The sequence below is a fragment of the Arcanobacterium wilhelmae genome, from assembly GCF_029632765.1.
In the GTDB taxonomy this organism is placed as follows: Bacteria; Actinomycetota; Actinomycetes; order Actinomycetales; family Actinomycetaceae; genus Arcanobacterium; species Arcanobacterium wilhelmae.
Genome location: NZ_CP121247.1, coordinates 901,784 through 914,326, shown reverse-complemented (window position 1 = coordinate 914,326; position 12,543 = coordinate 901,784). Strand labels below are relative to the sequence as shown.

The window sequence follows — 12,543 nt, the reverse complement described above, 5'->3', positions numbered from 1 at the left end:
AGGGTACCGGCATGAATCGCCTTTTCGCCCAAATTTCCAGATTCGGAATTGTTGGGGTACTTGCGACCGTCCTCGATTTTGCTCTGCTATGGTTTCTCGTTTCGGTCACGGGGCTCAACTATCTCGTCTCAGCTACTGTCGCATACTGCATCTCGTTGGTCTTCAACTACGTCGCCTCGATGAGATACGTTTTTGCACGCCGTAGCGATCTCAGACGCTCCCGAGAATTCACAATCTTCGTGGTCCTCGCACTCTTCGGGCTCATCCTGAACAACCTAACAATGTGGCTTCTTACCGGCGTTATCGGCCTAAACTACATGGCATCGAAAGTGTTTGCCACAGCGATCGTGATGGTGTGGAATTTCGTTTCTCGGAAAAAGACGCTCGAATCGCGCGAATAGGACACGGGAACCGGTATTTCTTGCTCATATTTCGAGGAGCGCGCATCTGGTAAATTGGTGGGGTGAATACAAAAGTGGATTTGGAGCAGTATACGCCGATCGGCGCGCGCCCTCCGTTGCTTGAGTACGTCCGGAATCTGTGGGCACGCCGCTACTTCATCCAGCGCGAGTCGAAAGCCAAGGCATACGGGTCGATCAAAGACACCACCCTAGGAACGATCTGGCTCATCCTCAGCCCGTTTCTGAACGCTGCGGTCTACTACGTGATCTTCGGCGTTCTTCTCGGCTTCTCCAAGAGCCGTGCGGGCTTCGTCGGCTACCTCGTTGTTGGGGTCACTTTCTTCCAATTCCTCAACAACCAACTCGGCGGAGCAACCAACATCATCACGAACGGGCGCAATCTCATCCGCGCATTCAGCTTCCCGAGAGCCTCCCTTGTTTTCTCGTTCACTCTGCGAAATCTTTACGATTTCTTGCCTACTTTGTATGCCACGATCCTCTTCATCGTCATCGTCCCTCCGCACTCCTTACCGTATTGGACATGGCTTCTGTTCCCCGTTGCCTTTGCGATCGCAATCCCATTCGGCTTAGGCTTGGCATTCTTTACCTCAGCGATGACCACCTTGATTCCCGATCTGAAGTTCATCTGGCCTGTGATCACGCGTTTCTGGTTCTACGGCTCGGGCGTCATCTGGGCGATGGAACAGTTTAAAGGCCATCCGAAGGTCGTGGCGATCATGGAGATCAACCCCGGCTGGCAGTTCCTTGAACTGTGCCGCGAACTCCTCGTCTACAACCGTCTTCCACAAGCATGGCTCTGGCTGTCCTTCACTGCTTGGAGTATCGGAATGTTCATTTTTGGTTTCGTGCTGTTCTGGTACAACGAGGAGAAGTTCTCGAATGTCAAATAACCTTAAGCTCGAATACAACATCATCCTCGACAAGGTGTCGGTGCTCTACAAAACGCCGTCAACTTCTCCTGAAGAACGCAAGAACGCCTCGTTCATCCAGAAGGTCAAAGGAAAGCTCCTCGGGCGCCCTCCGATGGTCGACGTCGCGCCTTTCACTGACCTCACTCTCCTGGCAAAGAGCGGCGAATCGATCGGAATCGTCGGTCACAACGGCGCCGGAAAATCAACGCTCCTGCGCATTGTCGCGGGTGCCGAGTCTCCGGCGTCAGGCAAGGTGTATGCCGCGAGCCAGCCAGTCCTCTTGGGAGTCTCAGCCGCGCTCGTCCCCGAACTGTCTGGGTACGAAAACGCGCGCCTGGGCTGTTTGGCGATGGGAATGAGCCCTGAAGAAGCCGAAGCCGCTCTCCCGGATATCGTTTCCTTCACTTCGATTGGCACGGCAATCCACCGCCCGATGAAAACCTATTCCTCGGGAATGGCCGCGCGCCTACGTTTCGCAATTTCGACCACCGCACGCCCCGAAATCCTCTTAATTGATGAGGCACTCGCAACGGGCGATACCGCTTTCAAAGAGAAGTCGGAGAAGCGTATGCACGAAACGCTCGATGCGGCAGGAACCGTTTTCGTTGTCTCGCACTCCCCCACGCTGATTCGCGAACTGTGCAACCGAGTGATCTGGCTCCACGACGGCGGGATCCTTGCCGACGGCGATCCCGAAGAGATCACGAAAATGTATGAGCGTTGGGCCTGGCATTCGGCAAAGGGGAGCCCCAAAATCATGGCCGAGATCGAGGCCGACTGCCGTGAGCGCTTCCCGAAGGTCGAGCTGGTCCACAACGAGGACGGCACAGCCTATGTTGCCTGAGGGAACGCTCGCGTACGTTGGCGGCGATCGGCCGATCCCGCCGCTTCCGAGCGGCGCGATTCTCCTTCCCGACGTCGATGCGCTTGCTGGTGTGATCGCGCAGGTTTCTGCGGTGGTTGCCGACGTTGACGCGCCGAGTTTCGCCCGTATCGAACAGCTTGCGTCAAACGCGAATATCGCGACCGTCGTCGTCGGAACAGACTCGCCCGCGCAGATACTTCAGGCTGTAATCGAGCCTCGTGTGGCGTGCATCGTCGAGCTGTTCGGTGCGCCAGCACTTTGGGTCGGTCCAAGGGAACTCGCACCATATGAAGCAGCTGAGCCCCGCAGCCTCGCGCAGGCACTCGAACTCAGCCGTCACCTTCTCGCACACCGAATCCAAGAAACCGAGGAAAACCTCCTCGCAGCGCAGATCGCGGCAGGTGCACCCTCGCCCTTCGACACTCTCGTCGATCGCCCCACAGTTGGAGGCAACGCCGATTACGAAGAACTCGCACTCCGCTTCGCCGACTGGAAACGCGAGTGGCACTTCGTGACAGACACGCCGATCGGTACCGCCCTCCGCAAGCTCCGAGGATTCCGCAGAAAGCTCCGAAAATGGTTCTAAACACTGACTCAACGCTGCGAGCCCTTGGGCGGATCCACCGTACTCAACGCGTATCCACACCGAGCGGACTCTCGCCACTCGCCGCTGGCGTCACCGTGATCGTCCCTGCCTACAAATCCCGCGAGTATTTGCCCGCCCTCCTCGACTCGCTCGCCGCGCAAACCCTCGCCACCGATCTATTTGAAGTGATCGTGGTACTCAACGGCCCCGACGACGGCGCCGCTGATCTTCTCGTTGCAGAGCATCGGTTCGAGCTGCGCTGGTACCGCAGCGCACATGCTGGTGCAGGTACCGCTCGCAACCTCGGTATTCGCCTCGCTCAGCGAAGCTATTGCGTGTTCCTCGATGTGGATGACACTCTCGAACCCGATTACCTCACGAACGCCTGGGCTGCTGCGGAACCAGGCACCGTCGTCGTCAATCCGATCCTCGATGTCACTCCCGACGGAACCGTGAACGCTTCGAACGCTCTCAATCGGCAAATTACCGCGCTACGAGGAGGCGAAATCGCCGACTACCCGTGGCTACTGAGTTTCAACGCATGCAAGCTCGTCCCCACGCCAATCCTGCAAACACTGCGTTTCGACGAGAGCCTACGCTCAGGAGAAGACGTGGTTTTCTGGGCGGGTCTGCTCGCCTACCCACACCTGAAGGTCGTGCCGGCGCGGCCGGACAACGCGGCCTACCGCCGCCTGCTCGCCGCCGATTCTGTTTCGCGCAAGGAGGAGTCGTTCGATTTCAACGTGGTTCAGCGGCTCGAGGTCATCGCGGCGGTGCAACGCCTCGAGCTCGGCCCGACAGTTGCCGGCCCGATCGCCTCGCGCGTCGGCGCACAGATGAGCTTTGTGCGCAACTATATGGCAGGCCATCCTAACGAGATGGACGAGCTTGAGGCGGCAGTCATCCGCGCCGGAGTTGAGCGCTTCGCCTGGAGTGATCTCGAACGCCCCCCTGCAACGCAGCTTGTGTTCTCCTATTGTTTCCCGCCGTTCTCGGACACCGCCGGCGTGATCGCAGCGAAAGTGGTGGCGGATCGCCGCCAATACTCGGATGTGATCGCGAACGATATGAGCTCGCGCCGCCGCACGGATCACTCTCTCGATCTTCTCGCCTCGCGTTGGATCAAGCGCGCTGAGTTCCTTGACACCCCGACCGCGTTCGGGAACTGGAACGAGATCGCCCAGTACGCTGCGGGCGCGTGTGAGCGCGGCGAAATATGGCACTCCGGCCACGCCTACGATTGCATCTACTCGCGCGCGCTCTGGCCCGGTTCTCATCTCGCAGCGGCTCTCTTCAAAGCGCGCCATCCGCAGGTGGAATGGGTGGCTGAGTTTTCTGATCCTCTCCGCACCGACGCCGAAGGCAACGTCCGGCCCGGAAAAGTTTCCGACGACGACGTCGCCCGGGAAGTTCGCCGAGCTTGCCCGGCTCTCAACGGAGAGGACAATCTGTTCGGTTTCATTGAACGCGCCGCTTTCGAGCTCGCCGACCGAGTGATCGTGACCAACGAGAACCAGCTTGCCTACATGCTCTCGTTCTACTCCCCCGACGACGCGGCTCGTTTCGCCCGCAAGGTGGAAGTGCGCCCACATCCCGCTCCGCATCCTGCGCTCTTCGACACTCCAACACGAAATCTCCAGCTCAGCCCCGAGACGATCAACGTCGGATATTTCGGCTCCGTGTATGCCAATCGAGGGTTTAGCGACGTGTTCGGCGCTCTGGCAGGTAGCGATGAGCGCATTCACCTCCACATTTTCACAAACACCTTCGACGCGTTGAAAGCGCAGGTCAAAGAGCTCGGAATCGCGCACCGCGTGCACCTGCATCCGTACCTACCGTATGTGGAGTTTGTGGGCGCTTGCCGGCAGTTCGACGTGCTCCTCGCCACCGATGCCCTTGCCCCCGCGTCGATGACGCTCAACCCGTTCCTGCCGTCGAAGGTTTCGGACTATCGCGCATCCGGCACGCCGATATGGGCGATCGTGCAACCCGGTTCTCCGCTATCGAAGCTCGACGCCCACTACACGTCGACGATTGGCGATCTCGTATCGTTCGAGAGAGCACTTGCAGACATTGCGACGAAAGCTCCCCAATGAGCGAGGTATTCTTCGTTGATCTCGTCGAGGTAGCTGCTGGGAACTGGGCGATTCATGTGGTCACGCCTCAGCCTCCCAGCGAGTGTGAGCTGGGCATCGACGGAGTGTTCGCCCCGCTCACGGATTTCTGTGTTGCTTCTGCCGGTCGTTTCCGCGCGCTGGGCGGTGCCGGCGCAGTGAATTCTGCATTACTCGTTGTCCCCGGTAACTCTTCGACCCTCCAACTGCGAATATCGGGCTCGCACGACGTCGGCCGGCTCGAGCTTCGCGGTGCTGCTGCGATGTCGTCGCGACGGTTCGCTTACAAACGTATCGGTGGGCGCGTGATTGCGAAAACGAACCCGACCACGCTTACTTTCTCTAGCGGAACGCGAGCCGCCGTGCTCGCGAGCCTGCGGTGGAACACGGCGCTCGCAGCGTCTGTTGTCAAAAGCGCGCTACCTGCTCGCATTTTTTTCTACCGTGTGCTCGCCCCGCTCGCCCGAGTGCTCCACCAACGCACCTGGCTGATTTCGGACTCGCCGAACAAAGCGGGCGACAACGGCGAGGCTCTTTTCCGGCACCTCGCCGCTCACCCGAGCCCCGACGTCGTGCCCGTCTTCGCGATCGCGAATGCCGCCGAACGCGCACGGCTTGCCGAGTTTGGAAAAGTCGTCGATCCTGCGTCATTACCCGGAAAGTTCGCCGCACTTGGAGCGCGCGTCGTGGCATCCTCGCAAGCCGGCCCCTACGTAATCGATCCGCTTGGCGACCACGGAGTCTACCGTGATCTTTACCCGTGGCGATTTGTTTTCCTCCAGCACGGAGTACTTTTCCACGACCTATCCGCAGTACTGGGACGATATGTGAAACGTATCGATCTCGTGGTCGCCTCCGGCGACGCCGAAGCGCGTGCCCTCGCCTCCAGCTACGGGTACCAGCCGGGCCAGGTCGCGCTCACGGGTATGCCCCGCATGGACCGGCTCGAAAACAGGGCCGAACGCGTGGTCCTCGTCGCGCCGACGTGGCGCACCAATCTTGCCGGCGTCTGCGCCGACGAATTCCGTTCATCGCAGTACTGTCAGTTTTGGAACGCGTTCCTTTCCGACCGTGCCCTCCTCGCTGGACTGCGCGAGGCGGGGTATCGAATCGAGTTCCTCCTGCATCCCTCGCTCGCCAACTACACTCACGAGTTCTCCGGCAACGACGTCGTCACAGTTTCGACTCCTCCCCACGACTACCCTGGGGCTTTCGAGTGTTGCGCACTGCTCGTCACCGACTACTCCTCCGTCGCCTACGACGTCGCTTACCTGGACAAACCCGTGGTGTACGCGCAGTTCGACGTGGAAACTTTTTACGAGGGGCAAACCTACGAGCGTGGCGATGACGACACGCGAGAAACCGGGTTCGGACCAGTTGCTGGCACACTTGAAGAAACACGCGATGCCGTACTCGCCATGATTGGCGAAGATGCGCTGCCCACTCTCGGTGATGAGTTCCGCGCCCGCCGCGACGCCGCCTTCGCGCACGTCGATCGCAATAACTCAGCGCGGGTGGTCAAATCGATCCGATCCATGCTCAGCGACTAGCCGCCAGGCCACCAACAAACGAACGGGGCGAGGGAGAAAAACTCCCTCGCCCCGTTCGATACGTACGCTTAGCGCCACAAACCGGTGGTGTCGATCACTGCGACCGAATCTGGGATGGAACCCTTGAGATCCTTGAACTGATCGTGGGCCACGAGCTCAACCACAACATCCGCCTGCTGGACGGCCGTGTGCGCATCAACGTATTCCACGTTGCGGAAGTTCGCGATCTTCGCTGGGATTTCCGGAACGAACGGCTCGACAACTAGCACCCGATCTTCCGGGTACTCTGCAGCCACGCGCTGCGCAATCGCCATCGCAGGAGATTCTCGAAGATCGTCGATATTCGGCTTGAAAGCCAAGCCGAGCAGGGCGATCGTTGCCGTGCCCTTCTCCGCCTTCTTCTGTGCAACAGCTTCTTCGAGCTTGCCCATCACGAAATCCGGCTTACCATCATTGATTTCTCGGGCCTGCTTGATCAACTTGGCAAACGGCGAGGTGGAAACGATGAACCACGGATCCACCGCGATGCAGTGACCGCCCACGCCCGGGCCGGGGTTCAAAATGTTCACGCGCGGGTGGCGGTTCGCAAGCGAAATCAGCTCCCACACGTCGATCCCCTGCTCGTCCGCAATCAGGGAGAGCTCGTTCGCAAACGCAATGTTGACATCACGGAAGGCGTTCTCGGTAAGCTTGCTCATCTCAGCAGTGCGGGCATCCGTTTCGGCAACCTCGCCCTCCGTGAAGGAGCGGTAAACCTCTGCCGCACGCTTGGTAGCTTCCGGGGTCATACCACCAACAATGCGATCGTTCGCACGCATCTCAATCATGATACGGCCAGGAAGGACGCGTTCCGGGGCGTGCGCGAAATGCACGATCGGGCGGCCATTCGAGCCATCAACCGACAGATCCGGGCGGGCATCCATTACTCGCTGCGCCATACGCTCAGTGGTTCCCGGAGGAGAAGTCGATTCAAGAATCACCAGTTCATCGCCCTCAAGCTGCGGGATGAGAGCATCGGTTGCCAAATCGATCGCGCCTGAATCGAGCTCGTGATCTCCCTTGAAAGGAGTCGGAACAGAAATGATAAAGATGTTGCCTTTTGGAGTTTCCTTTTGGACCTTGAGCGAGCCATTCTCGACAACTTTCTTCAGGGCATCAGCCAATCCTTCCTCAACGAAGGGCAGGCGACCTGCCGACACATACTCGATCGTGCGGTCCGAGACATCAACACCCGTCACTTCCCAGCCAGATTCTGCGAGAACGACGGCGGTGGGCAGGCCAATATAGCCCAAACCAATCACCACAACTTTGCGTGCCATATTCCTCTACTTCCATCAAACATTTGTGCCGGTCAGACACTCGACAATCATTCTACCGTCCACCGCACGGTCATGAGTCCTACGCTTCGCTACTGGTAAAATGGTGGCGCAGTCGACGGTGTCACAAGGAGGAACCCGTGAAAAAAATAATGGTGGTGTACGGAACACGCCCTGAGGGCATCAAGGTCGCTCCGCTCATCAAGGCGCTGGAGGCCTCCCCGGATTTCACTCCCATCGTCGTCTCCACCGGTCAACATCGCGAAATGCTCGACCAGGTCAATCAGCTGTTCAAGATCACTCCCGATGTCGATCTCGAAATCTTTGCCCCCGGTCAGTCACTCAACTCGATGGCCGGGAAGATCTTCGCTGGGCTCGATCCGATCCTTGAGCAGTACGCACCCGATGCGCTCGTGGTTCAAGGTGACACCTCGTCCGTCACCTGCGCTGCTCTCGCCGCGTTCTACCGCGAAATCCCTGTCGTACACCTCGAAGCTGGCCTGCGCAGTGGCAACCTCTTCTCACCGTTCCCTGAGGAAGGTAACCGCAAAGTGGTCTCGCAGATCGCCTCACTCCACCTCGCACCCACTGAGGAATCGAAGGCCAACTTGCTTCACGACGGCGTCGTGCCTGAGTCCATCGCCGTCACGGGCAACACTGTGATCGACGCCTTGTTCCACACCGTCGAGGAGCATGTTGATTTTTCCGATCCCACGCTCGCCGATGCCCTCGCCTCTGGCCGAAGGATCCTCCTTGTCACCTCTCACCGGCGCGAAAATATTGGCGAACCGATGCGCAATACAGCGCAGGCGCTTCGCGAACTTGCCCGTGCGTACCCAGATGATCTGATTGTCTTCCCCATCCATCGCAACCCGAAGGTCCGCGAACTCATCGCCCCACAGATCGACAGTGAGCCGAACGTTGTGCTCCTCGATCCCCTCGACTATCCACAGTTCACCCATGTCATCAAAGCCGCCCACATCGTACTCACCGATTCTGGCGGCGTCCAAGAAGAGGCACCCTCCCTCGGTAAGCCCGTCCTTGTTCTGCGCGAAAACACTGAACGCCCGGAAGCTGTGGACGCCGGAACGGTAAAGCTGATCGGCACCGATACCGATCGCATCGTTACGGAGGTGTCCCGCCTCAAGGACAACCGCGCCGCCTACGAGGCTATGGCGAATGCGGTGAACCCATACGGCGACGGCGAGGCTTCTTCCCGTTGCGTCGCCGCAATCGCTGCGCTCCTTGGAATCGGCCAGCGCCTGCCCGATTTTTCCCCGGTGGCCTGATGCACGTTCTGTTCGTCGCCCAACAGTGGGCTCCCGAAAAGGGCGTGCCACAGCGCCGCGGGCGCTGGATGGTCGACCAGCTCACGAATGCCGGCCACACTGTGTCCATCGTCGCGCCTCCCCCGCACTATCCCACCGGCACGCTCCTGTCCACTGCCCGGGAAGACCAAGCCGGAGCCGTCACTCGGCTAGGCCCACGCGAAGTTCTCTACAGGGCACAATTCCGCCCACACACTCAAGCGATTCCTTCGCGAATTGTCGATCAGGCAACAGTCTCCGGCACGTCAGTGCGCACTGCCCTGCGTTCGGCACGCGATCGGCGCCCCGACGTCGTCATCGCGACCGCGCCCCCACTCCCTACAGCCTTTACCGCATATACGGTGGCAAAGCGGCTCGGTGTGCCGTTTGTGTTGGACCTGCGCGATGCCTGGCCAGAACTCGTCGACTACGTCGCCTCCGCCGACGGCGGCGAACCGTCGCTTGCAAGGCGCGCCTTCGCAACCGCGCTCCACGCCGCAGGCCGAGCCTTCGGAACCGTCGTCGCACATGCGGACCTCGTCCTGACCACCTCGCGCTGGCATGCGCGCCAACTCGCTGAACGCGGGATCAACGCCCGCCCGCTGACCAACCTGCTACTCCTCGATCTTCAGTCCGCCCCCATGCTACCCGCCACCGAACCCCACAGCGAGTTGCGCGTGCTCTACACAGGAACGCTCGGGCGCGCCCAGGGCCTCGAGAACGCGATCGAGGCAGTGCGCCTCGCAAAGAATGCGGGCACTGACGTGCACCTACGCCTCGTCGGCACCGGAGCTCACGAGCAGCGCCTTCGCGCCGTCGCCTCCGACGACGTCGAATTCACCCGGCGCGTCGACCGATCCGAGATTCCCGCCCACCTCGCCTGGTGCGATACCGTTCTCGTCCATTTGAAAGACTGGCCACCACTGACAACCACCATCCCGTCCAAACTGTTTGAAGCGATCAATTCTGGCCGGTTTGTGAGCGCGGCGCTCGCAGGAGAAGGCGCACAGTTACTCGAACGCTCCGGCGTCGGGCAAGCCGTAGCGCCCATGGACGCGCAGGCGCTCGCTGATCTCTGGATCTCTCTTGCCAGCTCCCCCAGCCGGCTCGACGTCGGCAACACTGGTCACACGTTCCTCACTGAGGAACTTGCTCAAGAACAACCATCTGCAACCTTCGTCACCGCTCTGGAGGAGTGTGCTCGTGCCCGTTAATCTCCGACTCGCCGCCTCCGCCATCAAAACGATGGCCACTGAAGATCCCGCATTCCTCGCACTTCAGACGAGCCGCCGCCTGCCACGTAAGCTCCGCGACGCCGTCGCGCGGGCCGCCGACGCAACGAATATTCCCTACCTCGCGCAGGTTGGTGCCTTCCTCGCCGACCACCCATCCACACTGGACACGCCCGGGCCTTTCGTGCGCTCCATGCGCGTGGCGAAAGGTATGGACCCCGGCGCCACAGCGACCCCGCTCCAACGCGCACGTTACCTTCGGGCAGTCGGGAAGATCAGCGAGGCAATTGCTGCGCTCACGCCAAACACGAAGCTTCGCCAACGCTACGAAAGCGAACGCCGTCTACTCACCCAGCCGCTCGCACTCGACGTTCCGGTGATGCCAGCACAAACCGATAGCTCTCAGCGCCTCGATGTGCTCCACGTCCTCGTCTCCTCCGCCCCCTACACTTCCTCTGGCTACACTGTTCGAACCAGTGCCATCATCGCCGGCCAGCGTGACGCAGGCATGAACGTCGCCGGGGTGACACGCCTGGGCTATCCCACGATCATCGGCTCAGCGAGCGCTCCCCTCTTTTCCGATGTCGACGGCGTGCGCTACTGGCGTATCCAGCCCGATTCTTACCCACTCGGCGCCTACGAGCGGGCCCAGATGCACGCCGACTACTTGGCGTCGCTCGTTGCGAAGCTCCGCCCACGCGCGTTGCACGCCACCACCGACTACACCAACGCAGAGGTTGCGCGCGCGGTCGCGGAGGCTTTCGGGATTCCGTGGGTGTACGAAATGCGCGGGCAACGCGAAAAATCGTGGGTGGCGTCGCTGCCCGAATCCGAACGCGACGGTGCGGCACACTCCGAACTGTTCCATCTCATCCAAGAAAAAGAGGCCGAACTCGCCAAATCCGCCTCCGCCGTCGTTGTCTTGTCGAAAGTGCAACTCGACGACCTCGTGGCACGCGGCGTGGACGCCGAGAAAATCACAATCATTCCCAACGCCTACTCACCCGCGGATGTCACGCCGCTCACTCCCACTCAGGCACGCGATCGACTCGGTCTGACGCAAGCATTCACGGTTGGCACCCTCACATCGATTGTCGACTACGAAGGGCTCGACACGCTCGTGGAGGCCATCGGCATCCTGCGAGCCGAGGGACGCAACGTGCGCGGTGTCATCGCCGGCGACGGCGTATCGCGAGCAAAAGTCACCGGGCTACGGGACACGCTCGGGCTCGAGGAAGCGATCACAATGCCCGGCCGCGTCAGCCGGAGCGACTCCCACACCTGGTACCAGGCGCTTGATCTGTTCGCCGTTCCACGGCGCCGCACCCTCGTCACCGAAACCATTACGCCGATTAAACCTGTCGAAGCAATGTCGAACGGCACTCCCGTGGTGATCTCCGACCTTGCACCGCTACGCGAAATGGTCACCGATGCCGGTGCCGGAATCGCGTTCGAACCTGGCAATGCGCAGGCGATGGCGGATGCGATCCGTTCCCTGATGGACTCCCCTACCGCGTACGCAGCCGCCTCCGCGGCGGCGAAATCTGAAGCTGCGCGGCGCACGTGGCCCGCAAACACTCGCGCATACGGTAGGCTCTACAGCCAACTATTCACCAGCGAAGGAGGGCGCTCATGATCCGTGCAGGCTCGATGTCTATCATTTTGCCGCTGATCGAACGGCTCGGACGCGGAGCTGGGCGCCTGCTTGTCGGAGTTTCCACCTTCGTCGTCGTGTTCCTTCTTCTGGCCGGCTGGAGAGCCGGGAATATGGCAGGCGGCACCTGGCTACCGTTTATCGTTGGCATCGTCGCAGCGATCCCTGTGGCACTCTTTGCGTGGCGCAGGCGCCGTCTCGAGGCGGGAGTGAAAGCCACCCAAGCGCGCCTGTCGAACAGCGCGCCGGCGTCGGGTGGCGCGGGCCAGCTCGTTGTCCGCGACGACGCCGAAGCGGCACTGACCGAAGAACGCAAGCATGCGATCGCTCGGGAACGCTCACAGAAGGCGATGGCCGAATCAGCGCAGCTTCGCCAGACGTACCTGCCTCGAATCGAGGCAGCACAGCGAGCCGCGATCGCGATGGCCGGAGGTGTGGACAACGCGCCGTATTTGAAAGACGACGTGCGCGTCACCCTCATTGCCTTGGTGGGCACCATCATCGCCGTCCCCGTCTCGGTTATCTTCCTCATCACCGCGCTCTTCCTCATACTGTAGGTTTCCCAAATTCCCCTCACGCCACGCGC

At 60.6% G+C, this 12,543-nt stretch carries 11 protein-coding genes; 10 read left to right on the top strand and 1 reads right to left on the bottom strand.

The window, feature by feature from the left end; genetic code table 11:
* The first annotated feature begins 11 nt into the window (after positions 1-11).
* The 6 genes from P8A24_RS04040 (at position 12) to P8A24_RS04015 (ending at position 6,448) form a co-directional block, all read left to right on the top strand.
* Positions 12-401 carry a GtrA family protein gene (locus P8A24_RS04040; protein WP_278059995.1) on the top strand — a complete coding sequence of 130 codons (390 nt, stop codon included), beginning with the start codon at positions 12-14 and terminating at the stop codon, positions 399-401.
* Between the two features lie 62 nt (positions 402-463).
* The gene (locus P8A24_RS04035; RefSeq protein ID WP_278059993.1) at positions 464-1,312 is read left to right on the top strand and encodes an ABC transporter permease; all 849 of its coding nucleotides are present in this window, start codon (positions 464-466) and stop codon (positions 1,310-1,312) included.
* Positions 1,302-2,177 (top strand): ABC transporter ATP-binding protein, encoded by an 876-nt coding sequence (locus P8A24_RS04030; RefSeq protein WP_278059991.1) that lies wholly within the window; start codon positions 1,302-1,304, stop codon positions 2,175-2,177. The genes P8A24_RS04035 and P8A24_RS04030 overlap by 11 nt, the downstream gene beginning before the upstream one ends.
* Entirely contained in the window at positions 2,167-2,784 is a 618-nt protein-coding gene (locus tag P8A24_RS04025; RefSeq protein ID WP_278059990.1) for a hypothetical protein, read from the top strand. The genes P8A24_RS04030 and P8A24_RS04025 overlap by 11 nt, the downstream gene beginning before the upstream one ends.
* The gene (locus P8A24_RS04020) at positions 2,775-4,880 is read left to right on the top strand and encodes a glycosyltransferase (protein ID WP_278059988.1); all 2,106 of its coding nucleotides are present in this window, start codon (positions 2,775-2,777) and stop codon (positions 4,878-4,880) included. Before P8A24_RS04025 ends, P8A24_RS04020 begins: the two co-directional genes overlap by 10 nt.
* Positions 4,877-6,448 (top strand): CDP-glycerol glycerophosphotransferase family protein, encoded by a 1,572-nt coding sequence (locus P8A24_RS04015; protein ID WP_278059986.1) that lies wholly within the window; start codon positions 4,877-4,879, stop codon positions 6,446-6,448. The genes P8A24_RS04020 and P8A24_RS04015 overlap by 4 nt, the downstream gene beginning before the upstream one ends.
* 68 nt (positions 6,449-6,516) lie before the next feature.
* On the opposite strand, the gene wecC is transcribed toward P8A24_RS04015, so the two are convergent.
* The gene (gene wecC, locus P8A24_RS04010; protein WP_278059984.1) at positions 6,517-7,767 is read right to left on the bottom strand and encodes a UDP-N-acetyl-D-mannosamine dehydrogenase; all 1,251 of its coding nucleotides are present in this window, start codon (positions 7,765-7,767) and stop codon (positions 6,517-6,519) included.
* 149 nt (positions 7,768-7,916) lie between these two features.
* Here wecC and wecB point away from each other — a divergent pair, with 149 nt between their 5' ends.
* From wecB to P8A24_RS03990, 4 genes are read left to right on the top strand one after another with little or no spacing between them, the layout of a single operon-like run.
* The gene (gene wecB, locus P8A24_RS04005; RefSeq protein WP_278060192.1) at positions 7,917-9,053 is read left to right on the top strand and encodes a non-hydrolyzing UDP-N-acetylglucosamine 2-epimerase; all 1,137 of its coding nucleotides are present in this window, start codon (positions 7,917-7,919) and stop codon (positions 9,051-9,053) included.
* On the top strand, positions 9,053-10,285 hold the full coding sequence (locus P8A24_RS04000) for a glycosyltransferase family 4 protein (protein ID WP_278059982.1): 1,233 nt from the start codon (positions 9,053-9,055) through the stop codon (positions 10,283-10,285). Before wecB ends, P8A24_RS04000 begins: the two co-directional genes overlap by 1 nt.
* Positions 10,275-11,939 carry a glycosyltransferase gene (locus P8A24_RS03995; RefSeq protein WP_278059980.1) on the top strand — a complete coding sequence of 555 codons (1,665 nt, stop codon included), beginning with the start codon at positions 10,275-10,277 and terminating at the stop codon, positions 11,937-11,939. The genes P8A24_RS04000 and P8A24_RS03995 overlap by 11 nt, the downstream gene beginning before the upstream one ends.
* Positions 11,936-12,514 (top strand): hypothetical protein, encoded by a 579-nt coding sequence (locus P8A24_RS03990; protein WP_278059978.1) that lies wholly within the window; start codon positions 11,936-11,938, stop codon positions 12,512-12,514. The genes P8A24_RS03995 and P8A24_RS03990 overlap by 4 nt, the downstream gene beginning before the upstream one ends.
* The last annotated feature ends 29 nt before the right edge of the window (positions 12,515-12,543 follow it).

What these genes read in the sequence shown, in the direction of transcription:
- P8A24_RS04015 (WP_278059986.1), top strand. Translation starts at nt 4,877, where the DNA reads ATGAGCGAGGTATTCTTCGTTGATCTCGTCGAGGTAGCTGCTGGGAAC.
- wecB (WP_278060192.1), top strand. Translation starts at nt 7,917, where the DNA reads ATGGTGGTGTACGGAACACGCCCTGAGGGCATCAAGGTCGCTCCGCTC.
- P8A24_RS04000 (WP_278059982.1), top strand. Translation starts at nt 9,053, where the DNA reads ATGCACGTTCTGTTCGTCGCCCAACAGTGGGCTCCCGAAAAGGGCGTG.
- P8A24_RS04030 (WP_278059991.1), top strand. Translation starts at nt 1,302, where the DNA reads ATGTCAAATAACCTTAAGCTCGAATACAACATCATCCTCGACAAGGTG.
- P8A24_RS03990 (WP_278059978.1), top strand. Translation starts at nt 11,936, where the DNA reads ATGATCCGTGCAGGCTCGATGTCTATCATTTTGCCGCTGATCGAACGG.
- P8A24_RS04040 (WP_278059995.1), top strand. Translation starts at nt 12, where the DNA reads ATGAATCGCCTTTTCGCCCAAATTTCCAGATTCGGAATTGTTGGGGTA.
- P8A24_RS04020 (WP_278059988.1), top strand. Translation starts at nt 2,775, where the DNA reads ATGGTTCTAAACACTGACTCAACGCTGCGAGCCCTTGGGCGGATCCAC.
- wecC (WP_278059984.1), bottom strand. Translation starts at nt 7,767, where the DNA reads ATGGCACGCAAAGTTGTGGTGATTGGTTTGGGCTATATTGGCCTGCCC.
- P8A24_RS04025 (WP_278059990.1), top strand. Translation starts at nt 2,167, where the DNA reads ATGTTGCCTGAGGGAACGCTCGCGTACGTTGGCGGCGATCGGCCGATC.